The sequence below is a fragment of the Prosthecobacter sp. genome, from assembly GCF_046154365.1.
In the GTDB taxonomy this organism is placed as follows: domain Bacteria; phylum Verrucomicrobiota; class Verrucomicrobiia; order Verrucomicrobiales; family Verrucomicrobiaceae; genus Prosthecobacter.
In genome coordinates this window covers 15,629-37,381 of record NZ_JBJXFV010000066.1, presented here as the reverse complement: position 1 = coordinate 37,381, position 21,753 = coordinate 15,629, and the positions used below count along the sequence as shown (strand labels likewise).

At 60.3% G+C, this 21,753-nt stretch carries 20 protein-coding genes; 7 read left to right on the top strand and 13 right to left on the bottom strand.

What is annotated here, in order from left to right; translation table 11 throughout:
- The first annotated feature begins 7 nt into the window (after positions 1-7).
- On the top strand, positions 8-1,804 hold the full coding sequence (locus ACKVY0_RS08185; RefSeq protein ID WP_409214314.1) for a tetratricopeptide repeat protein: 1,797 nt from the start codon (positions 8-10) through the stop codon (positions 1,802-1,804).
- Positions 1,805-1,856: 52 nt separating this feature from the next.
- Here ACKVY0_RS08185 and ACKVY0_RS08180 read toward each other — a convergent pair whose 3' ends face one another.
- Positions 1,857-4,889: a YfbK domain-containing protein gene (locus ACKVY0_RS08180; RefSeq protein WP_409214313.1), complete on the bottom strand. Its 3,033-nt coding sequence runs from the start codon at positions 4,887-4,889 to the stop codon at positions 1,857-1,859.
- A 24-nt stretch (positions 4,890-4,913) separates the two neighbouring features.
- A complete protein-coding gene (locus tag ACKVY0_RS08175) occupies positions 4,914-5,453 on the bottom strand; it encodes an RNA polymerase sigma factor (RefSeq protein ID WP_409214312.1) in 540 nt (179 codons plus the stop codon).
- 383 nt (positions 5,454-5,836) lie between these two features.
- Here ACKVY0_RS08175 and ACKVY0_RS08170 point away from each other — a divergent pair, with 383 nt between their 5' ends.
- Positions 5,837-6,424, top strand: a complete 588-nt coding sequence (locus tag ACKVY0_RS08170; RefSeq protein WP_409214311.1) for a sulfocyanin-like copper-binding protein — start codon at positions 5,837-5,839, stop codon at positions 6,422-6,424.
- Positions 6,425-6,500: 76 nt separating this feature from the next.
- On the opposite strand, the gene ACKVY0_RS08165 is transcribed toward ACKVY0_RS08170, so the two are convergent.
- Both ACKVY0_RS08165 and ACKVY0_RS08160 read right to left on the bottom strand, forming a co-directional pair.
- Complete coding sequence (locus ACKVY0_RS08165) at positions 6,501-7,538, bottom strand: P-loop NTPase (protein ID WP_409214310.1); 1,038 nt, start codon at positions 7,536-7,538, stop codon at positions 6,501-6,503.
- A gap of 120 nt (positions 7,539-7,658) precedes the next feature.
- Positions 7,659-8,672: a glutamine synthetase beta-grasp domain-containing protein gene (locus ACKVY0_RS08160; protein WP_409214309.1), complete on the bottom strand. Its 1,014-nt coding sequence runs from the start codon at positions 8,670-8,672 to the stop codon at positions 7,659-7,661.
- 160 nt (positions 8,673-8,832) lie between these two features.
- On the opposite strand from ACKVY0_RS08160, the gene ACKVY0_RS08155 reads away from it, so the two are divergent.
- Both ACKVY0_RS08155 and ACKVY0_RS08150 read left to right on the top strand, forming a co-directional pair.
- Complete coding sequence (locus tag ACKVY0_RS08155; RefSeq protein WP_409214308.1) at positions 8,833-9,234, top strand: serine/threonine protein phosphatase; 402 nt, start codon at positions 8,833-8,835, stop codon at positions 9,232-9,234.
- Positions 9,231-10,064, top strand: coding sequence for a PP2C family protein-serine/threonine phosphatase (locus tag ACKVY0_RS08150; RefSeq protein ID WP_409214307.1), 834 nt, complete (start codon positions 9,231-9,233; stop codon positions 10,062-10,064). Before ACKVY0_RS08155 ends, ACKVY0_RS08150 begins: the two co-directional genes overlap by 4 nt.
- 2 nt (positions 10,065-10,066) lie before the next feature.
- Here ACKVY0_RS08150 and hemW read toward each other — a convergent pair whose 3' ends face one another.
- On the bottom strand, positions 10,067-11,155 hold the full coding sequence (hemW, locus tag ACKVY0_RS08145; RefSeq protein WP_409214306.1) for a radical SAM family heme chaperone HemW: 1,089 nt from the start codon (positions 11,153-11,155) through the stop codon (positions 10,067-10,069).
- Positions 11,156-11,246: 91 nt separating this feature from the next.
- On the opposite strand from hemW, the gene ACKVY0_RS08140 reads away from it, so the two are divergent.
- Positions 11,247-12,221, top strand: a complete 975-nt coding sequence (locus tag ACKVY0_RS08140; protein WP_409214305.1) for a phytoene/squalene synthase family protein — start codon at positions 11,247-11,249, stop codon at positions 12,219-12,221.
- 115 nt (positions 12,222-12,336) lie between these two features.
- Here the strand turns inward: ACKVY0_RS08140 and ACKVY0_RS08135 are convergent, their stop codons facing one another.
- The 4 genes from ACKVY0_RS08135 to ACKVY0_RS08120 are packed head-to-tail and all read right to left on the bottom strand — an operon-like array spanning position 12,337 to position 14,627.
- Positions 12,337-12,609 carry a hypothetical protein gene (locus ACKVY0_RS08135; RefSeq protein WP_409214304.1) on the bottom strand — a complete coding sequence of 91 codons (273 nt, stop codon included), beginning with the start codon at positions 12,607-12,609 and terminating at the stop codon, positions 12,337-12,339.
- Positions 12,610-12,657: 48 nt separating this feature from the next.
- Entirely contained in the window at positions 12,658-12,879 is a 222-nt protein-coding gene (locus tag ACKVY0_RS08130) for a hypothetical protein (RefSeq protein ID WP_409214303.1), read from the bottom strand.
- Positions 12,876-13,073 carry a hypothetical protein gene (locus tag ACKVY0_RS08125; RefSeq protein WP_409214302.1) on the bottom strand — a complete coding sequence of 66 codons (198 nt, stop codon included), beginning with the start codon at positions 13,071-13,073 and terminating at the stop codon, positions 12,876-12,878. The genes ACKVY0_RS08130 and ACKVY0_RS08125 overlap by 4 nt, the downstream gene beginning before the upstream one ends.
- A 45-nt stretch (positions 13,074-13,118) precedes the next feature.
- Complete coding sequence (locus ACKVY0_RS08120; RefSeq protein WP_409214301.1) at positions 13,119-14,627, bottom strand: efflux transporter outer membrane subunit; 1,509 nt, start codon at positions 14,625-14,627, stop codon at positions 13,119-13,121.
- 52 nt (positions 14,628-14,679) lie between these two features.
- Between ACKVY0_RS08120 and ACKVY0_RS08115 the strand changes: the two genes are divergently transcribed.
- Together ACKVY0_RS08115 and ACKVY0_RS08110 are read left to right on the top strand one after the other, a co-directional pair.
- Positions 14,680-14,901 carry a UPF0175 family protein gene (locus tag ACKVY0_RS08115; protein ID WP_409214300.1) on the top strand — a complete coding sequence of 74 codons (222 nt, stop codon included), beginning with the start codon at positions 14,680-14,682 and terminating at the stop codon, positions 14,899-14,901.
- Positions 14,894-15,376, top strand: a complete 483-nt coding sequence (locus ACKVY0_RS08110; RefSeq protein ID WP_409214299.1) for a DUF3368 domain-containing protein — start codon at positions 14,894-14,896, stop codon at positions 15,374-15,376. Before ACKVY0_RS08115 ends, ACKVY0_RS08110 begins: the two co-directional genes overlap by 8 nt.
- A gap of 1 nt (position 15,377) precedes the next feature.
- Here the strand turns inward: ACKVY0_RS08110 and ACKVY0_RS08105 are convergent, their stop codons facing one another.
- The 4 genes from ACKVY0_RS08105 to ACKVY0_RS08090 form a co-directional block, all read right to left on the bottom strand.
- Entirely contained in the window at positions 15,378-18,551 is a 3,174-nt protein-coding gene (locus ACKVY0_RS08105; protein WP_409214298.1) for an efflux RND transporter permease subunit, read from the bottom strand.
- 23 nt (positions 18,552-18,574) lie between these two features.
- The gene (locus tag ACKVY0_RS08100; protein WP_409214297.1) at positions 18,575-19,477 is read right to left on the bottom strand and encodes a hypothetical protein; all 903 of its coding nucleotides are present in this window, start codon (positions 19,475-19,477) and stop codon (positions 18,575-18,577) included.
- Positions 19,474-20,520, bottom strand: coding sequence for a hypothetical protein (locus ACKVY0_RS08095; protein ID WP_409214296.1), 1,047 nt, complete (start codon positions 20,518-20,520; stop codon positions 19,474-19,476). Before ACKVY0_RS08095 ends, ACKVY0_RS08100 begins: the two co-directional genes overlap by 4 nt.
- Before the next feature lie 83 nt (positions 20,521-20,603).
- Positions 20,604-21,749, bottom strand: coding sequence for an efflux RND transporter periplasmic adaptor subunit (locus ACKVY0_RS08090; protein ID WP_409214295.1), 1,146 nt, complete (start codon positions 21,747-21,749; stop codon positions 20,604-20,606).
- Positions 21,750-21,753: the final 4 nt, after the last annotated feature.

Sequence of the window (21,753 nt, the reverse complement as noted above, 5' to 3'; positions counted from 1 at the left end):
CACGGCCATGAGCACTCCGCCCCAGAGCAAGCGCAGGCGCAAGCATCTCAGTCCGTCACGACCTGAGACCGTCGAGCAGCGTGCCGCACGCTCGCGGCAGGAGCAGCGCACGCTGATCCTGTTCGTCGCCGCCATGCTGGTCTTCGGCATCGGCTGCTGGCTCGCTTTCCCACACGTCACCCAATTCGCCAGACAATGGCTGGGCCGCCGCCATCTGCCGGAACTGCGGCGACACATCAAGGATGAAAACTGGCAGCAGGCGGCGGCGGCCATGCGCGAGGCCAAACGCTGGGTGCCCAATGATCCCGATGTCAACCGGGCCTGCTTGGAATTCATCACCACCGTCAGCGGTGATCCACGCACCACCATCGGCCTCATCCGGCAGTTACAGGAAATGGGCGCCGCCACCTCTGATGATCTGGCATTGCTGGGGAAAATGCACGCCAAGCTCGGTGAGACCGCCAAGGCCAGGGAAATCTACGCTCAGCTGCCGCTGGCGGCACACCAGCAACCGCACAGCTTGGAGCTTCAGGCCGAGCTACTGAAAGCCGATGGTCACTACGAACGCGCCACTGAAGTCCAACGCGAAGCGTTGAAGAGTAGCCCGGTTGATGCGGCCAGCCTGCGACAACTCGCCGCCATTGATACCTCCAGCAGCGATCCCTCACGCCGCAGCGCCATGCGTGAGCGTCTCTGGCAGATCGCACGCTCCGACAGCCCCTTGTTGCTCACCGCTATCGAGTTGCTGGCCATGACCAAGGAACTCACCGTGCCACAGGCCGAAGAATTGTTCCAGATCATCGAGGCATCGCCCCTCGCCAGCGCCAGACGTGAAACCGCCAGATTCATCCTGCTTTCCGCCCGGATGCGCCTCAGTCCGCAGTTGCGCGCCGACATCATCGACCAGGAAGTCGTGCGGTGGAAAAATCGGCCGCCAGCACAAACCACGCCGCTCGTAGCCTGGCTGGCGGAGGAACACGAGAACGCACGCCTCCTGCGGATGGTTTCAGCCCAGGCTGCCGCACTCTACACCGATCTCCTGCCTCACTATGTCAACGCCCTGCGTGGCGAAGGGAAATGGCAGGATCTCAACACCCTCCTCACCAAGGGCGGCATTGATTCCGCCTATCCAGCGCAAAAAATCCGTCTCTGGCAGGTCGAGGCACAGTTCCATCTGCATGCCGATCCCAGCCACGCACGCCAGACGCTGGCACGCATTTTTGAAGAGGCCGGACGCGGAGATGACCCCGCCACAACTCTTCAAGCGGGAAACCTCGCCGAACAGCTCAACCAGTGGGATCTGGCGGAACAATGCTACCAGGCCATCGCCAGCAAGCATTCGCGCACCCAGCCGGCCATGCTCGCCAAGGTTTATCAAATGGCCGATTATCAGCATGACGGTCCCGGCATGCTCAAGACCTGCACCCGTCTGCTGGCCTTGCAGCCTGAAAGCACCGTTCGCCTGACTCAAAAATTATACCTCCAGTTGCTGCTCGGCATCGACCTCGAAACGGCCCAGCAGGAATTGCTGGGCATCTCCCAGCCCGACGATGCTTCGCACATAGACCGTCTCAACCTGCTGCGTGCCCTCGCCGCTTACCGCCAGGGACAGCTTGATCTGGTTCGCACGGCGCTCCCCGGCGTTGCCAAACCGGCTTCTCTCGCCGCAGGTGAACGCGCCGTGTATGCCGCGCTCTTGAAACTGACCGGCGGCGATGCTGGCACGGTCTTCCGCCTCGTCGAACGCATTCCGCCGCCCCTGCTGCTGCCGGAAGAAAAAACCTTCCTGCAACGGGCGCTCTGATCCCGTGCTCAGCCCAACTGAACTCAAACAGGTCTTTTTCGGCCTTCATTCGTCATTGGCCTTTCAGCCCCCGCGCCTTGTCGATGAGCTGTAAAAACTCACCGCGATAGCCCAGCTTGTCGGTGCCTTTGCCGTCGATGCCGAGTTTGCGCACCGTTTCCCAGCTCAAATTGCCCTTGTAGCCCGAATCACGCAGCAGCAGGCCGAAACCGGCGACGGCAGCGCTGAATTTGAACTCCTCGCTGCTCGCAGTGAGCGTTTTCCCCTCATCCTTCACCGGCACTTCGATCAAACGGCTCGTCATGCCCTCGGGTTCCTTGTAGCGCAGCTTCACAGTCATCACTTCACCGTTCTTCGCCGCATCGGCGAGTTTCACCGGCGCTGCGGCGGCAGTTTGATACTTCAAACCATCCACCAGCGGCCGCGGCTCGGCTCCCGGCGGCAGATTGGCGGGCACAACCTCATACAAGGCCACCACGCTGTGTCCCGCGCCGATCTCACCGGCGTCCTTGGCGTCATTATTAAAATCTTCCTTCGCCAGCAGCCGGTTTTCATAGCCAATGAGCCGATAACTCCGCACCGCCGCCGGATTGAACTCGACCTGGATCTTCACATCCTTCGCGATGGTGATGAGCGTGCCGCTCATCTGCTCCACGAGCACCTTGCGCGCTTCGCTGAGGCTGTCGATGTAGGCGTAGTTGCCGTTGCCCTTGTCAGCCAGCGTTTCCATCGTGCGATCCTTCAAGTTGCCGCTGCCAAAGCCCAGCACGCTGAGGAAGACGCCGCTCTTGGCCTTCTGCGTGATGAGTTTCTCCAGTTCCTTCGGTGAACTGACGCCGACGTTGAAATCGCCATCCGTGCAGAGGATCACCCGATTGACGCCGCCCTTGATGAAACAGCTCACGGCTTGCTCATAGGCCAGTTGAATGCCCGCGCTGCCATGCGTGCTGCCGCCGGCCTTGAGCCGGTCGATGGCGGCGATGATCTCGCCTTTCTTCTCGCCGCTCGTCGGTGGCAGCACGAGGCCGCTGCTGCCCGCATAGGCCACCATCGTCACGCGATCCCCTTCCCCGAGCTGTTCCGTGAGCATGCGCAGCGACTGCTGCACCAGCGGCAGCTTCAGCGGCTCATCCATCGAGCCGGAAACATCCACGAGGAACACCAGATTGCTCGCCTTGCGGTCCTTGTCCATCTCACGGCCTTTAATCGCGATGCGCGTCAGCCGATGCTCCGGCTGCCACGGACACGGTGCCATCTCCACCCGCACGCCGAAGGGTTCCTTCGCCGCCGCCGCCGGTCCTTCCTCCGAGGTGGGGAAATAATTGACCAGCTCCTCAATCCGCACCGCATCCGGCGGCGGGGCCATGTTCTGGTTCAGGAAGCGCCGCACGTTCGCATACGACGCGGTATCCACATCAATCGACAACGTCGAAAGCGGCTCCCGCGCCACCTCCTTGAGTTCGTTCTCGATGATGCGCGTGTAGGTTTCGTTGGAGGGCTGTGCAGGCGTGGTCTTCGCCTTCTCATCTTTTTGCTCGGCCCGGCCGCCAACGATGCGAGCCTGGTCGCGGGAAACAGACGTTCCGGCACCGTTATAGTAGAGCGCATCATCATTGGTTACCGCGTTTCCAAAAACAACGCTGACGAAAGACCCGCTGCCGATCCCCGACCCGCTGACCACCCCGCCTACGTCCAAGCCATTCACGGCACCATTGGTAACGGTAAGAGCACCAAGGGTCTCGTTCTTGCCATTCAAATCCAGCGTGGCACCTGGAGCTGCCATTGGCATAGGCGCCGTGTTGGAAACAGCCAGGGTTCCAGCTCTGACCGTCGTGCCACCAGTGTAAGTATTGGCACCGCTCAATCTAAGTGTGCCGCCGCTCAGCGTCAGCTTGCCAGCGCCGTCCTTGGTCAGGTCGCCCGAGCCTGCAACCGTGCCGGAAGCATCAACCGTCTGCGCCAGAGGCGCAAATCCATCGAATTCCACCACTCCTCCCGCGAGTTGCAACGCAGCAGGAGTCGCTGGCGTGGAAGCGCTGGTGGTGAGGGTTCCGCCATTGAGCGTCATCGCACCTGTGCCAGCCGCTGCAACGGCACCCGACCCGGCATCAATGCCACTGGCGGTTCTCACCAGAGACGTCCGGCTTGTGGGCGCAGCAGTGGCGCGAAGGGTTCCTGTATTAACCGTCAGGTCACCGGCAAACTGGTTCGTGCTACCACCTAACGTCAGCGTGCCTGCTCCCGTCTTGTTCAAACCACCCGAGCCAGAAATCGCACCACCAAACGTAGTGGACGTGTTGGGAGCAATCGACAATGCCGACACCGGACCTGACGCAGGCGATGACGTATTGCTCACGATCAGCCCTGGCAGTGGGGCGGCAGGCGCTGCCGTCGCGGCTGTGAGTGAACTGAAGGTAAGTCCATAAGCACGCTGATCCTCGATCTTCTTGAGTTCCACGACATCACTCGCGCTCAGCGTCCCCATGCTCTTGTTCAAAGCCAGCGGCATGGGTGTCTCGGTGGGTTGAGATTCTGTTGCAGGTGCTGGCACTGCGGTGACGAGACGATCAAGCGCCAGCGCTTCCTTCTTCACCTCATTTTTCCCCGGCTTCGCAGGCGAAAGGGTCTGACTACGTCTCGCTGTTTCAATCTTGTCCTTCTCGACCGCAACATCGCCTCGGCCCACAGGCAGAACTTTGTATTTCGTTTCTTCTGCCTGCACGATTTGAGGTGTCGCACGCTGCGGCCCAAGCGCATGCCACGTCCACAGGCCGCCGAGCGCGATGGATGCCGCCATTGCCAGCTTCACCACGCTGCTAAAGCGCCATTTTGTTGGTAGTTCGGGCTTCAGCTCGTCTGAATGCACCACCGCATTCAACGGCTGCGTCTTCAAGCGCTCTCGCTGTGCGTCCGTGAGCGCGAGCGATTCATCGCGCAGTTCAGCCAGCAGGAAGTGGCAGAAGTCTTTCGTGTCCTCGGCGGCCTGCTTGGCCTTGGGATTGTCGCGCAGCGCGGCTTCGAACTGCTGGCGTTCGTCGGCGCTGGCTTCATTGAGCGCCCAGGCGGTGATTTGTTCCGGTTTCATGGTCAAAAGGGGGGTTTTAGGGTTTCAAGCCATCGCGTGTTTCAGTTTCACGGGCTGCGGCTGCTCATGGGCCTGCCATTTGGTTTTCAACGCGGCGACGCCGTGATGGATGAGGTAGCCGACGTTGCCGATGCTGGTTTTCATCGCCGCGCTGATCTGCTGGTAGTCGAGTCCGGCGATGAACTTCAGCCGCACGGCCTCACGCTGACGCGTGGGCAGGGTTTCGATGAGTTCGCGCAGAGCGGTGGCGGTTTCGCGCTTCTCCATCGCTTCATGCGGCGAGGGATCGGCGGAGGCTTCGAGATCAAGAGTTTCCGTTTCCATGACGATGAGGCGTTGATGTTTGCGATGATGGTCGAGGGCACGATTGCGGCAGACGGTGAAGAGCCAGGGAGCCAGCCGCTCTGCATCCAGAGTGGCGAGATGCTGACTGAGCTTCACAAACACGTCCTGCACGATGTCGCGTGCATCTTCCAGGTCGCCCGTGTAACCGTGCGCGTAGCGGATGAGGGGCCGCTCGTAGCGCTGCAGGGTTTCCAGGAAAAGATCGTGCGGTTCGCTCATGAGGTGGTGTTCGGCAGGCTTCACGGCTGAGTTCGCAGCATCTTGGGAGAAATTTTTCCAAAAGGCGAGATTCATCGTCACGCAAGAAACTGAAAATGCCAAAGCCGTGTCCCCTCACCCCAACCCTCTATCATGGAGCCACGACGCCCAAGGCGGGGAGAGGGAGAAACACGCTCATGACACCACCAAACGAATCTCCTCTCCCCGCCCCAGGCAATGCTGCTCTCGAAATTTTCTTCGGGGAGAGGTTGGGTGAGGGGCCACCCTTCATTGCAGATGCTCGACTGCGTCAATTTTCCAAAAGGCGAGATTCATCGTTCCATGGGCGAGAGTTCGATCCTCCATTGCGCGTTCTTCGCTACCTGCTTTCATCCACGTTCACCATGACCCGCCGCCTGCTCCTCACCTCGTTACTCACTTCACCGCTTGCCCTTGCCCAACAGCCCACAGCGCCTGCGGATCACGCCCATGCCGTGGAGATTCCCGGACTGAAAAAGGAACTGTTCGCCGGTATTACCGAAGCGGACTTCATGAAACTCGGCGACAAGCCGAAGACGGTGAAGCTCGTGCTCGTCGCCACCTTCTCCGCCGCGAATTACGGCATGAACTTCAACGGCTACTCCCACGGCAAGGCCATCTTCACCATCCCGAAGGACTGGAACGTCGAAGTGACCTTCATCAATCCCAGTCCCATCCCCCACAGCGCCATCGTTGTGGAGAAAGACATGACCAAGAAGCTACAGATGGGCGAACCGTACTTCGACGGTGCCGGTGTGCCGAAGCCGGAAGTCGGTCTGTCGATGACGAAGGCGGAATTCAAGTTCGTGGCCGATGAAGCCGGTGAATTCGCCCTCGCCTGCGGCTTTCCCGCCCATGCGATCAACGGCCACTGGCTCGCGCTGAACATCAGCGACACCGCCAAAGCGCCGACACTGCAACTTGGCGACAAACCGGCGGTGGAGGCAAAGTAGCCACGCTCGCCAGAGCGTGGATGACGTGTGTTTGCGAAAGCCACTTCCGCGTTCGGGCGAACGCGGCTACATGCAGCTACTTCAGCTTCGCCGCGATCTCGCGAAACACCTTCGACGCCGCCGACTTCGCCGGATCTTCGAGCGCGATGGGGTGACCTTCATCGCCGCTCTCACGCACGTCCATTTCGATGGGAATCTGGCCCAGCAGCGGCACGCCGAGGCGTTTGGCCTCATGTTCGCCGCCGCCTTTGCCAAAAATATGATACACCTTGCCGTCGCTTGGGCAGAGGAAGTAGCTCATGTTCTCGATGATGCCGAGGATCGGCACATTGACCTTCTGAAACATCGCCACTGCCTTGCGCGCGTCGATCAAGGCGACCTCCTGCGGCGTGGTGACGATCACCACCCCATCAAGGGCGACGGTCTGCACGATGGTAAGCTGGATGTCACCGGTTCCCGGCGGCAGATCGAGCACGAGCACATCGAGATCATTCCAGGCGCTCTGCCGCAGGAACTGCTGCGTGTAACGCGTGGCGATGGGGCCGCGCACGATCACCGGAGAAGCATCTTCGAGCAGGAATCCCATCGACATAAGCTGCAGGCCGTATTTTTCGATGGGCACAATCTGCTGCTCGTCGTTTTGATACGGCCGCTCATCCGTGCCGAACATGTGCGCGATGCTGGGACCGTACAAATCGCAGTCGCACAGGCCGACACGCAATCCGCTTTGACTCAAAGCGACCGCTAAATTCGACGCAACGGTGCTCTTGCCCACGCCGCCTTTGCCCGAGGCCACGGCGATGACTTTTTTCACGCCCGGGATGCTCGACTTGCCGAGCTTGTCCGCAGCCGTGGTGCCAGCACCGGGCGGATCCTTGATGTCGAAGTTCAGCTTCACCTCGCCAATGCCGGGAACCTTCTTCAGCACATCCATCGCCTGCTCATGGACCAGGCGCGGAATGTTCGGATCACGCGTGGCGACGGAGATTTCGATGGTCACATTGGCACCCTCAATCTGGATGCCCTTCACGAGACCAAACGACACAATATCGCGGCTGAAACCAGGGTAGCGGACGTTGCCAAGGGCGGTGCGGATGTCTTGTTCGGTGGGCATGGGGATTTGGATACGAATCCACCTAGCAGGACGGCACCGGTATTGCAAACGATGCCGCGAGAACAAAAAACGCCGCCTGTCTCCAGGCGGCGCTTCGTGAGGGATGACTGCGGTGACGGCTTATTTCGGCACTTCGCTGATCGTCTTGAGAATACGGGAGGTGATCTGGTAAGGATTGCCTTGGCTGTTCGGACGACGGTCTTCCAGGTAGCCCTTCCAGCCGTTGTTCTTGAAGCTGTGCGGCACGCGCACGGAAGCGCCGCGGTCAGCGATGCCCCAGGAGAACTTGTCGATGCTCTGGGTCTCATGCAGGCCGGTGAGGCGCATGTGATTGTCCGGACCATAGACGGCGATGTGCTCCATGCAGTTCTTCTCGAACTGCGCCATGAGGGCGAGGAAGTAAGCTTCGCCGCCGACTTCGCGCATGTGCTTGGTGGAGAAGTTGGCGTGCATGCCAGAACCGTTCCAGTCGGTGGCACCGAGCGGCTTGCAGTGGTATTCGACGTCCACGCAATACTTCTCGCACAGGCGGTTCAGGATGTAACGGGCGACCCACATCTGGTCGGCGCAGCTCTTGGAGCCTTTGCCGAAGATCTGGAATTCCCACTGACCCTTGGCCACTTCGGCGTTGATGCCTTCATGGTTGATGCCGGCATCAAGGCAGATGTCGAGATGCTCCTCGACGATCTGACGGGCGATGTCGCCGACGTTCTTGTAGCCGACGCCGGTGTAATAGGGGCCCTGAGGAGCTGGATAGCCGTTCTCGGGGAAACCGAGGGGGCGACCGTCCTGATAGAGGAAGTATTCCTGCTCAAAGCCGAACCAAGCGTCCGGATCATCAAGGATCGTGGCGCGGTCGTTGGAGGCGTGGGGGGTGCCGTCGGCGTTATAGACTTCGCACATGACGAGCACGCCATTCTTGCGGGTGCTGTCAGGGAACACGGCTACGGGCTTCAGCACGCAGTCAGAGCTGCCGCCGGGGGCCTGTTGGGTGGAAGAGCCGTCAAAGCCCCAATTGGGCAGTTCTTCCAGCTTCGGAAAGCTGGCATAGTCTTTGAGCTGCGTCTTGCTGCGGAGGTTGCGGACCGGCTCGTAGCCGTCCAACCAGAGGTATTCGAGTTTGTATTTGGCCATGGTTGCGTGTGTGTGGTTCTTGCCTTCCAAACAGGGCGATAAACCTCCCCGGGCGTCGGCGAGGCGCAAAAGAGCACGCCCCATGCCAGATGCTAGATGAATTTTTGCCCACTTGCCAGGATCGCGCCCCGCACGAAATATCCGCACCCCCAGATCCCTGATGCATGAAGCCAAAAACACTGTGCGCGCCCTCGTCCGTATCGGCTACGACGGCCGCGTACATAAATACTTCCGTGGCAGCAATGCCGCAGAGCGTTTCGCCAACGAAGTGCGCGTGCTGCGCACGCTGGAAGAACGCGGCTGCGCTTATGTCCCCCGTGTTTTAGAAGCTCACGAAGACCAACTCTATCTCGTCACCACCAATTGCGGCTCCCTCGTCGAGCGCATCAGCGAAGCGAAGCTGAAGTATCTCTTCGGCACTCTGGAACGCGACTTCGGCGTCCGCCACGATGATCCTTTCACCCGCAATGTCACGTATCGCCATAGCGATGGCCGCTTCTGCCTCATCGACTTCGAACTCGCCACCATCCTCGACGCCCCGCCCAAACCGCCCGCTCCATGAGCGATCCCAACCAATCACCACCACAACTCGTACGCTGGTCCGGCATGACACATCCGGGCCACGTACGCAAAAACAACGAGGACACCTTCCTCGCACTCAATTTCGATGCCCGCGAACTGCGCTATCTCGGCAAAATCGGTGAGGCCACGCTCGACACCGGCGACTTCGTCTTCGCCGTCAGCGACGGCATGGGCGGCGCGAAATCCGGTGAATTCGCCAGCAAGATCGCAGTGGAGAAAATCACCCAATTGCTGCCCAAGAGCTTTAAACAATCCGCCCAGCAGCTCACCGCCGGTCATGGCGATGTCTTGACCGAATTGTTCCATCTCATCCACGCCGAGCTGCTCCATCTCGGCCGCTGCTATGACGAATGCCGGGGCATGGGAGCCACCCTGAGTCTCGGCTGGTTCACACCGGGCTGGCTGCACTTCGCCCACATCGGCGACAGCCGCATCTACTGGCTCCCGAAGGGCGGCAAGATGAAGCAGCTCACCGACGACCATTCGCACGTCGGCTGGCTGCAACGTCACGGCCAGCTCAACGAACGCCAGGTGCGCACGCACCCACGCCGCAGCATCCTCATGCAGGTGCTCGGGGCGGGACGCCAGGGACTCGACCCTCAAATCGGCTCCGTGGGCTGTGTGAGTGGCGACCGCTTTCTCTTTTGCACCGACGGCGTCATCGACGGCATCTGGGATCATGCGTTGGCCGACATGCTCGCCGCCAACGAGCCGCCAGCAGGCAAATCATATGCCCAATGGTTCGTGGAGCACGCCGTCGCCGAATCCGGTAAAGACAACGCCAGCGCGGTGGTCGTGGATCTCATTTAACGTCACCCCATCAACGCCACCGCGATCGGATCCACCAACGGTTTGCCATCCCGCGTGAGTCGCACATGGTTCGCATCAAAGTTCAGCAGCCCCTGCTCACGCAGCGTGTCCAGCATGCGGCGTGACTCGGGGGTGATCAATGACAGCGGCAAACCACGCGCTGTGCGCAATTCCAGACCGAAGCGCTCGGTGCGCCGATGCTCCGGCGTGAGTTCTTCGACTTCCACCGCCGTGTCTTCGCCTGCGAGCGTCATCTGCATGTAGCGCGGCGTGTCCTTCACGTTGTGCCAGCGTTTGCCAGCGACGGTCGAGAACGCACCCGGACCGAGTCCCAGATAGTCCGCGCCGAGCCAGTAGGCTTCGTTGTGAACCGAGCGATGGCCCGGTTTCGCATAGTTCGAGATCTCGTAGTGCTCAAAACCACCCGCTTCGAGCAGATCGATGCCCAGATGGAAAAAATCGGCATCACGACCTTCATCCTCGCGGAACTCCCCTGCCCTGAGCCGACGGAAAAAGTCCGTGTCCTCCTCGTAGTTGAGGTTGTAGGCCGAAATGTGGTTCGGCTTCAGTGCAATCGAGTGCTCCAGCGTGTTGCGCCAAGTCTCGATGCTCTGCCCCGGAATCGAAAACATCAGATCGAGGCTTAAACTCGGAAAACCCGCCGCGCGCAGTACCTGCCACGTCTCCTCAGCCTCTGCTGGCGCATGATCGCGCCCCAGCGTCTTCAGCGTCGCATCATCCCAGGCCTGAATGCCCAGCGAAACACGCGTCACGCCCAACTCTCGCATCAACGCGGCCTTTGAGGTCGTCACGGTGCGCGGATTCGCCTCCATGGTGAATTCAGCGACCTCCGACATGTCCACCCGTTCGCGCAAACCACGCAGCAAGCGCTCCAGATGCACATCACTCAGCATCGTCGGCGTCCCACCGCCGAAAAAAATCGTCTTCGGCTTCAGCGGCTGTTTTTCAGCCTCCTTCAGCAGCGCATCCACAAACGCCACCATGTCCGTCCCGCCCGGCGTGTGCTTGTGAAAGCTGCAATACGGGCAGATGCGGTGGCAGAACGGGATGTGGACGTAGAGGTGATGCACTGGATGCTAGATACTGGTGACTAGAGGCTGGATGTCGATGCTAGCAGAGATTGCTTGATCAAGCATCCAGCATCCAGCATCTAGCCACCAGATGTCCGACGAAACCCACCACGAACGCGAACTCGGCGGCCAGTTGCTGGCGGCGGTGTCCCGCTCGTTCTACCTCACACTCAAAGCGCTGCCCAAAGAGCTGCGCGAGCCCATTTCCCTCGCCTACTTGCTGGCGCGCAGCGCGGACACCATCGCCGACACCGCCAGCGTGAGTGCTGAAGTGCGCCTCAACTGCCTCGAACGCTACCGCGCTCTCGTACGTGGCGATTCCGCCGTCCAATCGCTCGCCAACACCCTGCGTGAACAGTTTTGCCCGCAGCAGTCCGACGACGCCGAGCGCCGCCTCATGGAAAAATTTGCCGATGGCATCGCCTGGCTGCGCACGATGCAGCCCACACCGCTGGCAGCCATCCAAAGCGTGCTGGAACACATCATCGACGGCCAGATGCTCGACATCCGCCGCTTCCCGTCCGACGGCCAGCTTCGCAACCTTGCCAGCGCCGAAGAGCTGGATCAATACACTTGGCTCGTCGCCGGTTGTGTCGGCGAATTCTGGACCCAGCTCTGCGCCACCGAACTACCCGCCTCACTCGATCCCGCCATCACCACCACACAGATGCAAGAATGGGGCGCACGCATGGGCAAAGGCCTGCAACTCCTCAACATCCTCCGCGACATCGGCGAAGACACGCGCGATGGCCGCTGCTACCTGCCTTGCCAACCCGTAGAAATCCCAACCGAGTGGCGCAAGTGGCTGCAAACCTGCACCGAGCACCTCGAATGCGGCCTGCGCTACGTCCAGCACGTCACCCACGGCAAACTCCGCTACGCCACTGCCCTGCCCCTGCTCCTCGGCATTCAAACCGTCGCCAAGATGCGCTCCGCCACGTGGGACAAGGTTCAGCAAGGCATCAAAATCTCGCGCCTCGATGTCGCGAGCATCCTCGCTCAAGCCGCCATCGCATGCCGCAGCGCGGAGGCGATGGAGAAGCTGTATCGGAAGCTGGCGGCCTGATCGCGCCCATCAGGAGTGTTAGCCTGCATTTTTCACACTCGATCTGTGACGGCGAGGCGTTGTAGCGCGGAATTCCGATTCCGCGACGGCACCGACTCGGTATCGGAATACCGAGCTACAAAACGAAGGGGATGCAGTCGGTGAGAGACCAGTCCTTGTCGGGGCGGGTGGAAAAGAGCTGGAGGCCGCGCAGATAGATGTCGTCGCTGAATTTGATGATGACCGTGCTTGGATCCTGCTCCAGGTCATTGAGAAGGATGGTGACCTGCTTGCGCAGAGTCGTTCCGCCGAGGACGTTTGCCACTTCCGTCAGAACCCAACGCGTCGTCACATAGATGTCATCGTTCTCAGTAATGTACTGCCTCACACGCTGTGTGGAGCTGTACATCGCGATCCAGCAGGGCAATGTAAAACCAGGCGTCCGCGAAGCGCGAAGTCATGGCAGCACTTTCTTGGGCGTTCCGTAGAGATAGTGGTCATGATTGCAGGCCAGATCACCGAGAGCGCTGCCCGCGACGCCAATGATGTGCTCAAAGCGCGATGCAAAGTCTTCTTGTTTCTTCGGCTGCGGCAGGATCAAAACCTCTGTTTCATCCTCCAGATGAACTCCCTCCGGCAGCTTGATCGTGTCGGTGATAGCGGTGGCGGTGATGCTCATGGCGAGAAAACAAACGATTCACCCTGCCGGTCAATGTCCGTGTCGCGCACCACACTTCTGCCCCCACTCTCGGAGCACACGGGTCTGGTCAACGATATTCCAAGGTGCCGCTCCACCTGCTGATAGAACTGCTCGGTAGTCAGACGCGGCTGCTTCAGGCGTGCGGCCTTGATGGTGCCAGGAATGTAGCTCATACACGGCGGATGGTGGCACGATTCGCCTGCGGTGCAAGACAGGGTTCAGCCGCGCTTGAACCAGCCCTTCACCTTCGAGAAGAAGCCGGGCTTGTCCTGATCCGTGTTCTTCGCAGCAGGATCAGGCGTCATCGCAGGCACCGCCGTCGGCATCTTCTGATCCCAGCCGCCGCCCAACGCCTTGATCAAACTCACCGACGCGATCAATCGCTGTCCGGCGATCTGAGCGGTGGCACGCTGTGTTGCCAGCGTGGTGCGGTTGGCCTCGATCACATCGAGATACGGGCTCGTTCCGGCCTCGTAGCGGGTCTTGGCGAGTTGCGCGGCCTTTTCAGCACTGGCGCGGGCGCGTTGCTGGGAACCGGCCTGCGTGCTGAGATTGCGAATCGAGGACAAGCTGCTCTCGACATCAGCCAAAGCAGCGAGAAAGGCCTGACGGTAGCCGGCGAGCGCTTCGTCGTGCGCGGCCTTAGATTTGGTAAGGTTCCAGCGGTTCTTGTTTCCTGAGAACAATGGCACACTGATGCTTGGCCCCATGGTCCACAGAAGCGAAGTGGGTTCGAAGAGAATGTCGATGTCGCCGCTTTGAAAGCCGCCGCGTCCCATCAGCTTCACGCTCGGGAAAAAGTACGATTTGGCGACACCAATGCGTGCGGTGGCAGCCTGAAGCGCACGCTCGGCCTGCGAGATGTCGGGACGACGCTCCAGCAAATCGCTCGGCATGCCCGCTGGCACGCTGGGGGGCGAGGAAAGCGTTCCTGTCGATGCAGGCACACGAAAACTCGACGCGCTGGTGCCAATCAAGATGGCGAGCACATTTTCAAGCTGATCGCGCTGCGCTTGCAGCGATGAAATCTCGGCTTCTGCCGTCGCGACCTCCGTTTCCGCCTGCGCTTGTTCCAATTCGCTGCCCGCACCAGCCTGCACACGCGCACCAGCAATTTTGAGCGCCTCATTGCGCCAGCCGACGGCCTCACGCACGATGCGCATCTCGTTGTCGAGCGTGCGCAGTTTGAAGTAGTTCACGGCGACTTCGGCCTGAATGCCGAGCAGCACGTTGTGCATGGCATCCGCTGCCGCTGCGGCATCCGCACGGGTGCTTTCGCTCTGACGACGAAGCTTGCCCCACAGATCGAGTTCCCAACTGAATTCGAGCGGTGCGTTGTAAGCCGGGCCATTGTAGCTCAAACCATTCAATGGAAATGCCGAAGGCATGTTCTCCGACGTGCGCTGGCGCTCCGCCGTCAGCGGCAGGCTGAGCGTCGGGAAAAAGTCCGAGCGCGACATGCGGGCGGCGGCACGCGCCTGATCAAAGCGTGCAATCGCGCCCTTGAGCTGCTGATTGTTCGCCGTGGCGGCGACCATGAGGTTGTTGAGTCGCGAATCGTTGAAAACCTTCCACCATTCGCCCTTCGATAGATGTGCGGAAGGAGAGGCCGCGCGCCAGGTCACGCCTTTGAACTGCGGCGGTGTCGCTGTGGCCGGACGATCGTAATTGGGGCCGACTTGAGCGACGGCAGCCGATGTGAGAAACAGGAAAAGCAAGGTGCGCATGGTGTGAAAATCAGTTGTTGGCAAAAAAGGCGGTTTTGGGCATCTTAGTCGCATGAAGATCGAAATCGACGTCCCTGCGGGGGCCTCCCGTAAAAGCCTCCTGGAAGAACTGGCCTGCGCCATGTTCCAGAAGGACGCTTTGAGCTTTGGACAGGCCAGAGAACTTGCAGGCATGGGTTTCTTCGAGTTTCAGAAAGCTCTGGCTGACCGGCAGATCTCCCGGTACACGCCCGAAATGCTCGAACAGGACATGACCTATGTTCGTGGTGAGTGACACGTCCGTGATCAGCAATCTGGCGATTGTCGGGCTGCTACGCGTGCTGAAACACCAGTGCATCTCAGTGACCATCCCCCAGGCTGTGGAACGGGAACTCCTGGCTTTGGATCGCGCAGATGCTCTGACTGCCATCCAATCCGCGCTGCGAGAAGGCTGGCTGCAGGTGTCCCTGCTAAGTGTGGATGAAGCTGAATTTGCATCCACACTCAAGCTCGATCCTGGCGAATCAGAGGCCATTGCGCTCGCCAAGGCGCGTGGTGCCACTTTGCTTTGCATGGATGAACGACGTGGCCGGGCCAAGGCACTCGATCTTGGCCTGCCATTGGTGGGAATCATGGGTCTGCTCCTGCGCGAAAAGAAAGTTGGCAGGCTTGAGGCGGTGAAGCCGCATCTGATCGCCTTGATCGAGCAGTCGAATTTTTTCATGTCCGCATCTCTGATGAGCGAGGTTTTGGAACTGGCGGGCGAATGACTCATGCCACGACGGGTTCAGCGGTGATATCTATGGCAGGCATCGCTTTCTTCTGCCGTCCGAGTTTCATGACGAGCACATAAAACACCGGCGTGAAGAACAGGCCGAGGAAGGTCACGCCGATCATGCCGGCGAAGACGGCGGTGCCCATGGCACGGCGCATTTCGGCACCGGCACCGGTGGAGACGACGAGAGGATACACACCGGCGATGAAGGCAATGGAGGTCATCAAAATGGGGCGCAGACGCAGGCGGCAGGCTTCGAGCGCGGCTTCAAAGGGGCTGAGGCCGTGATCAAACTTCTCCTTGGCGAATTCGACGATGAGGATGGCGTTTTTGCACGCGAGTCCGATCAAGACGATGAAACCGATCTGCGTGAAGATGTTGTTGTCGCCATTTGTGAGATAGACGCCCGCCAACGCGAATAGCAGGCACAACGGCACAATCAAAATGATGGCGAGCGGCAGGCGCAGACTTTCGTATTGCGCGGCAAGCACCATGAAGACGAGCAGGATGCACAGCGGGTAGATGTAGATGGCGGTGTTGCCCGCGATGATCTTTTGGTAGGTGAGATCCGTCCACTCGAACTCAAAACCGCCAGGCAGCGCATCTTTGGCGAGACCGGCGATGAGTTCCTCGGCCTGGCCGGAGCTGAGCGGTGGCAGCGGTGCACCGTTGAGGTCGGCGGCGAGGTAGCCGTTGTAATGCGTGACGCGATCCGGGCCGAAGCCCTCGTTGACTTTCACAAGCGAACCGATGGACACCATGTCTCCGGCGGCGTTGCGGGTTTTGAGGCGCGTAATGTCGTTCGCGTCGTCACGGAACTGCGGCTCGGCCTGCGCGACGACCTGATAGGTGCGGCCAAAGCGGTTGAAATCGTTCACATAAAGACTGCCGAGGTTGATCTGCAGTGTCTCGAACAGATTCGCGAGCGGCACGCCCTGCATCTTGGCTTTTTCACGATCCACGTCGGCTTCGAGCTGCGGGACGTTCACGGTGTAGCCGGAATAGACCTGCGTGAGTTTGCCACTGCCATACGCCGCGCCGACGAGCTGCTGCGTGGCCTGATACAGCGCCGCGTAGCCTTGATTGCCGCGATCCTCGACCATGAGCTTGAATCCGCCGGTGGTGCCGATGCCGTTGACGGGCGGAGGCGGGAACATCATGACCATGGCGTCCTGGATGGCCATGAATTTGCCGTTGAGCGCACCGGCGATGGCACCGCCGCTCAACTCGGGCGTGGTGCGTTTTTCGAACTCATCGAGGCTGACGAACACGATGCCGGCGTTCGGGCTGATGGTGAAGCCCTGAATCGAGAGGCCGGGGAACGCGATGGCGTCCTTCACGCCAGGATGATCCATGGCGATCTGCGACATGCGGCGCATCACGTCGTCGGTGCGATCAAGCGATGAACCTTCGGGCAATTGCGCGAAGCCGACGAGGTATTGTTTGTCCTGACCGGGCACGAAGCCTTGGGGCACGATTTCAAAGCCTTTCCATGTCGCCCACACGAGTCCGCCGTAGATGACGAGCGCGACGAAGCTGAAGCGGATGATGCGTTTCACGAGACCGACATACACATTCGACGACCATTCGAAGAAACGATTGAAGGGCCGGAAAAACCAGCCAAACAGCGCGTCAATGATGCGGGAGATGATGTCCTTCTTCGCGTGATGATCCTTCAGCAGCAAGGCGGAGAGCGCGGGGCTGAGCGTGAGCGAATTGATGGCTGAGATCACCGTCGAGATGGCGATGGTGACGGCGAACTGCTTGTAAAACTGGCCGCTGAGGCCGCTGATGAAGGCGGTAGGGATGAAGACGGCGCAGAGCACGAGCGCGGTCGCCACGATGGGGCCGGTGACCTCCTTCATGGCCTGCTGCGTGGCCGCCATGGGCTTGAGCCCGTTGCGGATGTTGCGCTCGACATTCTCGACGACCACGATGGCATCATCGACGACGATGCCGATGGCAAGCACGATGCCGAACAGCGACAAATTGTTGATCGAGAAGCCCAGCGCGTGCATCACTGCGAAGGTTCCCACCAGCGACACGGGCACGGCGGCCAGCGGGATGATGGAGGCGCGCCAGGTTTGCAGGAAGATCATCACGACGAGCACGACGAGCAACAACGCCTCGATCAGCGTGTGGATGACGGCGTCGATGGATTTCTGGACAAACACCGTCGGGTCGTAAGCGATGGCGTAATCGACACCCTCTGGCATTTTGGCCTTCAGCTCGGTCATGCGGGCACGCACGGCCTGCGAGACGGCGAGAGAGTTCGCACCCGGAAGCTGGAACACGCCCATGCCGACGGCGCGTTTATTATTGAGCAGGCTGCGCAGCGAATAATCGCCCGATCCCATTTCTGCTCGGGCGACATCACGCAGGCGGAGCTTTTCGCCATGCGGGCCGGTTTTGACGATGATCTGATTGAACTCCTCCTCGCTGATGAGGCGGCCTTTGGCATTCACGGTCAGTTCAAATGCCGCGTCTTTGACCGGCTGCTGGCCGATGGTGCCGGCTGCGACCTGGATGTTCTGCTCGCGGATGGCGTTCACGATGTCGCCCGAGGTCAGCCCACGTGCGGCGGCTTTGTCGGGATCAATCCACACGCGCATCGCGTAGTCACCACCGCCGAAGATATTGACCTGGCCCACGCCGGCGAGACGCGACAGCTCGTCCTTCACGTTGAGTGTGGCGTAGTTGCGCAGGTAGATCTCATCGTAGCGGTCGTTCGGCGAGAGCAGATGCACGACGAGCGTCATGTTCGGCGAGGACTTCACCGTGGTGACGCCAAAGCGCCGCACTTCCTCCGGCAGCTTCGGCAACACCTGCGAGACACGGTTCTGCACCTGCACCTGCGCCAGATCGAGCTCCGTGCCGATCTTGAACGTGACGGTGAGTGTCATCACGCCGTTCGCCGTGCTCTGCGACGACATGTAGAGCATGTTTTCGATGCCATTGAGAATCTGCTCAATGGGCGAAGCGACGGTCTCAGCGATGGTTTTCGGATTCGCGCCGGGATACGTCGCGGTGACGATCACCGTGGGCGGTGCGACCTCGGGATACTCCGAAATCGGCAACTGGAAGAGCGAGATCGCGCCGAGGATGAAGATGAGCAGCGACAGCACGCCCGCGAAGATGGGACGCGTGATGAAGAAAGAGGAAAAATTCATGGGGAAATGGCGAATGCCGAAGGTTATGCGGCGGCGAGGGCTTCGAGGTCGGTGATGACGAAGGTGATGACTTGCTGAGCCACGGTGCGGAGAGCAGTGGCATTCACGGGCTGGCTGGCGAGGAGTCCGCGATTGGCGATGTCGGCGGCTTGCTGGAGATCGACGGGGCTGGCGAGCAGAGCGCGGATGCCATCGCCCGCGTGCTGAGCGAGGTTCTTCCACTGATGTGGGAAGCGATTTTGCAGAGCTTTCAGCCACTCAGGTGCCCATGATTCGAGGCCAGTCTCAGCGCTGAGTGAGGCGATGGCGAGAGCGCGACCGAGGTCTTTATTACTGCGTTTGTCGTTGGTGCTCTCGATGAGGTCAGGCCTGATGAATGGATGCTCTAGCAGATTTGCCAAGGCCATCATGGAGGGCAGCGCACAGCGGATGCCGAAGCTGCTGGCCTTGGCACCAAAGGTAGCGATGCCGGTGAAGCGGAAGCTGGGCAGGGCATAATGCTGGCCGTTCGTGAGCGGCAGCCGGGTCCAAACGCGGCCGGTCTGCTCCTCGGAGGCAGGCTCGGTCAAAAGCTCGATGAACCACTCACCGCCTCCTGGTGGATAAAGCCGCACGGCTGGCAGTTTGTCCGCCGAGTCCGTGTCGTGCCCTGGGCCGGTGATTTGACCCGTAAAATGCGGCTGCCAGCAAGCGGCGAGGAGTTTTTCGGCGACAGCGCGGCCTTTCTCCACGGCGCTGAGATGGGGGGAAAGGACGCAGTCGATGTCCTTGGTGCGGACGCCGACTGCGGCATCTTTTTCAAAGAGCCAGTAGGCTGCGGCGAGGCTGCCGATGATGACGATGTTTGGATGCACGTCCGACGGGACAACGGCAGCGAGCTCAGCGAGTGCCTGTTGCGGCGAGACGATGTGAGTTTCAGGCTTCATGATCTAGCAGGTCGGAGGCTATGGAGGTGGGCGAGGAACTGGCGGGCCTGCATTTCCAGCCTGCCCTCATGCAGATCGAGCAGGCACTCGACGGGGTCTGCCCAGGCCAGACCGCCTTCGCGTGAGGTGAAAAGGGACTCGGCATGACTCACGGCATGAACGACCACGGTGGCTGGCAGCAAAGGGTCGGTGACGAGTTTCAAAGCCGGGTCGAGTTGCTGGATGAAGTCCACATTTAAATGCTTCCCAGGGCTGTGGAGCGAGAGATCGAGGCGAGGCGAACCAACAAGATCGAGCGCCGGGAAGTAATGCCTAGCTCCGAGCACGCCGCCGAGCGCCAAACCGGGTGGAGCGAGCTTTTCCAGCCTTCGCAGATGGGCCTCGATGCTGCGTGGCTGCGCGGACTCATCGCGAAAACGCATCGTGGAGCGTGCTCGGGAGGAGTTCGCGATCATCCGCATGAATTCCTCCTCCGGGAACCAGCGTAGCCTGACGCGACGATCCGAAGAGCGCTCGATCAACCCGCCGAGTGACTGGAGGGCCCTCGCCACGGCGGGGTAATGACAGCCCGCCGTGCGTGCCAGCCAGTCAGCGGTCACAGGTTCGTCCGTGGTCAACCATCGCTGGATGAGCAGTTTCAGGATGACGAAAGCGTAATCCGTCCGGCTACCGCCTGCCCTGCCGCGCTCGGCTTCCACGACTCCCGTGAGCATCTGCCAGGTGTCGCTGTCGATATCTGCCGGGATGCTGGTCAGTTCATGATTCTGCATCATGCAGATCGCCAACCTCTGGCTGACCTCCGGGCGCAGCACGGCGGAGATGCGGGTCCATTCATCGCGAACACGATTTTTGGCGATGGCTGAGTCGGCTAGCACCACATAGCCACGGAGGGCCGGATCAGCACTCATCGGAAAGGCGACCTGCATGACGCTGCTGCGAATCGCCCGAATGCCATCGACGCCAAACTTCACCTCAACCAGGGCATCGCCCACACGGGCATCAACCTCAGCTCGTTCGGTGATTTTGCGTTTCGTGGTCTTCATGGGTGGTCTTGAGCTAACTTGCAGGATTAACATTAAACCGGCAAGTTAATGTTAAACAGGCAACTCGATATTAAAGTCGCACTTCACTTATCGGCGGTTTCCTTCGGCTTCTCGGCTTCCACCGGCGCGACCGGCATTCCAGGCTGCGGCAGACGTGCCTGGCCGTTCACGATGATCTTGTCGCCGAATTTGAGGCCGCTGCGGATGATGCGTTTGCCATCGATCACGGGACCGATGACCACTGGCTTATAGACACTGATGTTCTTGTCATCCACGCCAAGCACATACTTGTTCGCCTGGTCGGTGAGAATGCTTTTTTCATCGACCAGCAGCGCAGCGTATTTGCCAGTCATCGGCAGGCGAATACGAGCGAACAGGCCGGGTGTGAGAACGCCGTCGGTGTTCGCAAACTCCGCACGAAGCACCATGCTGCCGGTGCCAGCATCGAGGCGATTGTCGAAGGACTCGATGTGGCCGTGATGCGGGAAGCCGGTTTCATTCGAGAGCTGGAGTTCCACGGGCATGCGGCCTTTTCCATTCGTGAAGGTCTTCTTGTCGCGTTGAAGCGCCTGGAGCTTGAGCAGGCTGTTTTCGTCGATGTCCGCATACACATAGACGGGATCGACGGTCACGATGGTCGTGAGCAGTGTCGTACCCGCCGTGACGAAGTTGCCCGTGGTCGTGATCGCTCGACTGATGCGGCCGCTGATCGGCGCTTTGACCGAGCTGTGCTCGAATTCGATCTCGGCGCTGTGTTCGGTGGCCTTGGCGGCTTCCAATCCGGCCTGCGCCTGCAAATTCATCGACTCACGCGCCTCCGCCTGCTCGGGGGCGATGGCTTTGGCGGTGAGCAGCGCTTTCACGCGATCAAATTCACGCTTCATCTCCTGCGCATTGGCCTCGGCACGCTGCACCTCGGCCTTGGCGGCACGCAGTTTCGTTTCAAACGGGCGCTGGTCGATGGTGAACAGCACGTCGCCCTTTTTCACCAGCGCTCCGGCCTGGAAATGCACTTCCGTGATGTAGCCGGACACGCGGGGCTTCAAATCGACCAGCTCCACCGGCTCGACGCGCCCAGTGAACTCCTCCCACTCGACGAGTTCCTTCTGCTCGACCGGTGCGAGCGTCACCGGTGCCGGAGGCATCTGACCGCCACCGTGACCGCCCTCAGGCGGTTTGCCACAGGCGGCGAGGAGCAGGACGAATGGGAGGAGGGTTTGAGGTTTCACGAGG

Bases quoted from the DNA above. Each gene is read 5' to 3' on its own strand.
- ACKVY0_RS08170 (WP_409214311.1), top strand. From the start codon at position 5,837: ATGACCCGCCGCCTGCTCCTCACCTCGTTACTCACTTCACCGCTTGCC.
- ACKVY0_RS08100 (WP_409214297.1), bottom strand. From the start codon at position 19,477: ATGAAGCCTGAAACTCACATCGTCTCGCCGCAACAGGCACTCGCTGAG.
- ACKVY0_RS08135 (WP_409214304.1), bottom strand. From the start codon at position 12,609: ATGTACAGCTCCACACAGCGTGTGAGGCAGTACATTACTGAGAACGAT.
- ACKVY0_RS08185 (WP_409214314.1), top strand. From the start codon at position 8: ATGAGCACTCCGCCCCAGAGCAAGCGCAGGCGCAAGCATCTCAGTCCG.
- ACKVY0_RS08115 (WP_409214300.1), top strand. From the start codon at position 14,680: ATGAAGATCGAAATCGACGTCCCTGCGGGGGCCTCCCGTAAAAGCCTC.
- ACKVY0_RS08120 (WP_409214301.1), bottom strand. From the start codon at position 14,627: ATGCGCACCTTGCTTTTCCTGTTTCTCACATCGGCTGCCGTCGCTCAA.
- ACKVY0_RS08095 (WP_409214296.1), bottom strand. From the start codon at position 20,520: ATGAAGACCACGAAACGCAAAATCACCGAACGAGCTGAGGTTGATGCC.
- ACKVY0_RS08180 (WP_409214313.1), bottom strand. From the start codon at position 4,889: ATGAAACCGGAACAAATCACCGCCTGGGCGCTCAATGAAGCCAGCGCC.
- ACKVY0_RS08155 (WP_409214308.1), top strand. From the start codon at position 8,833: ATGCATGAAGCCAAAAACACTGTGCGCGCCCTCGTCCGTATCGGCTAC.
- ACKVY0_RS08125 (WP_409214302.1), bottom strand. From the start codon at position 13,073: ATGAGCTACATTCCTGGCACCATCAAGGCCGCACGCCTGAAGCAGCCG.
- ACKVY0_RS08105 (WP_409214298.1), bottom strand. From the start codon at position 18,551: ATGAATTTTTCCTCTTTCTTCATCACGCGTCCCATCTTCGCGGGCGTG.
- ACKVY0_RS08160 (WP_409214309.1), bottom strand. From the start codon at position 8,672: ATGGCCAAATACAAACTCGAATACCTCTGGTTGGACGGCTACGAGCCG.
- ACKVY0_RS08175 (WP_409214312.1), bottom strand. From the start codon at position 5,453: ATGAGCGAACCGCACGATCTTTTCCTGGAAACCCTGCAGCGCTACGAG.
- ACKVY0_RS08140 (WP_409214305.1), top strand. From the start codon at position 11,247: ATGTCCGACGAAACCCACCACGAACGCGAACTCGGCGGCCAGTTGCTG.
- ACKVY0_RS08130 (WP_409214303.1), bottom strand. From the start codon at position 12,879: ATGAGCATCACCGCCACCGCTATCACCGACACGATCAAGCTGCCGGAG.
- ACKVY0_RS08165 (WP_409214310.1), bottom strand. From the start codon at position 7,538: ATGCCCACCGAACAAGACATCCGCACCGCCCTTGGCAACGTCCGCTAC.
- ACKVY0_RS08150 (WP_409214307.1), top strand. From the start codon at position 9,231: ATGAGCGATCCCAACCAATCACCACCACAACTCGTACGCTGGTCCGGC.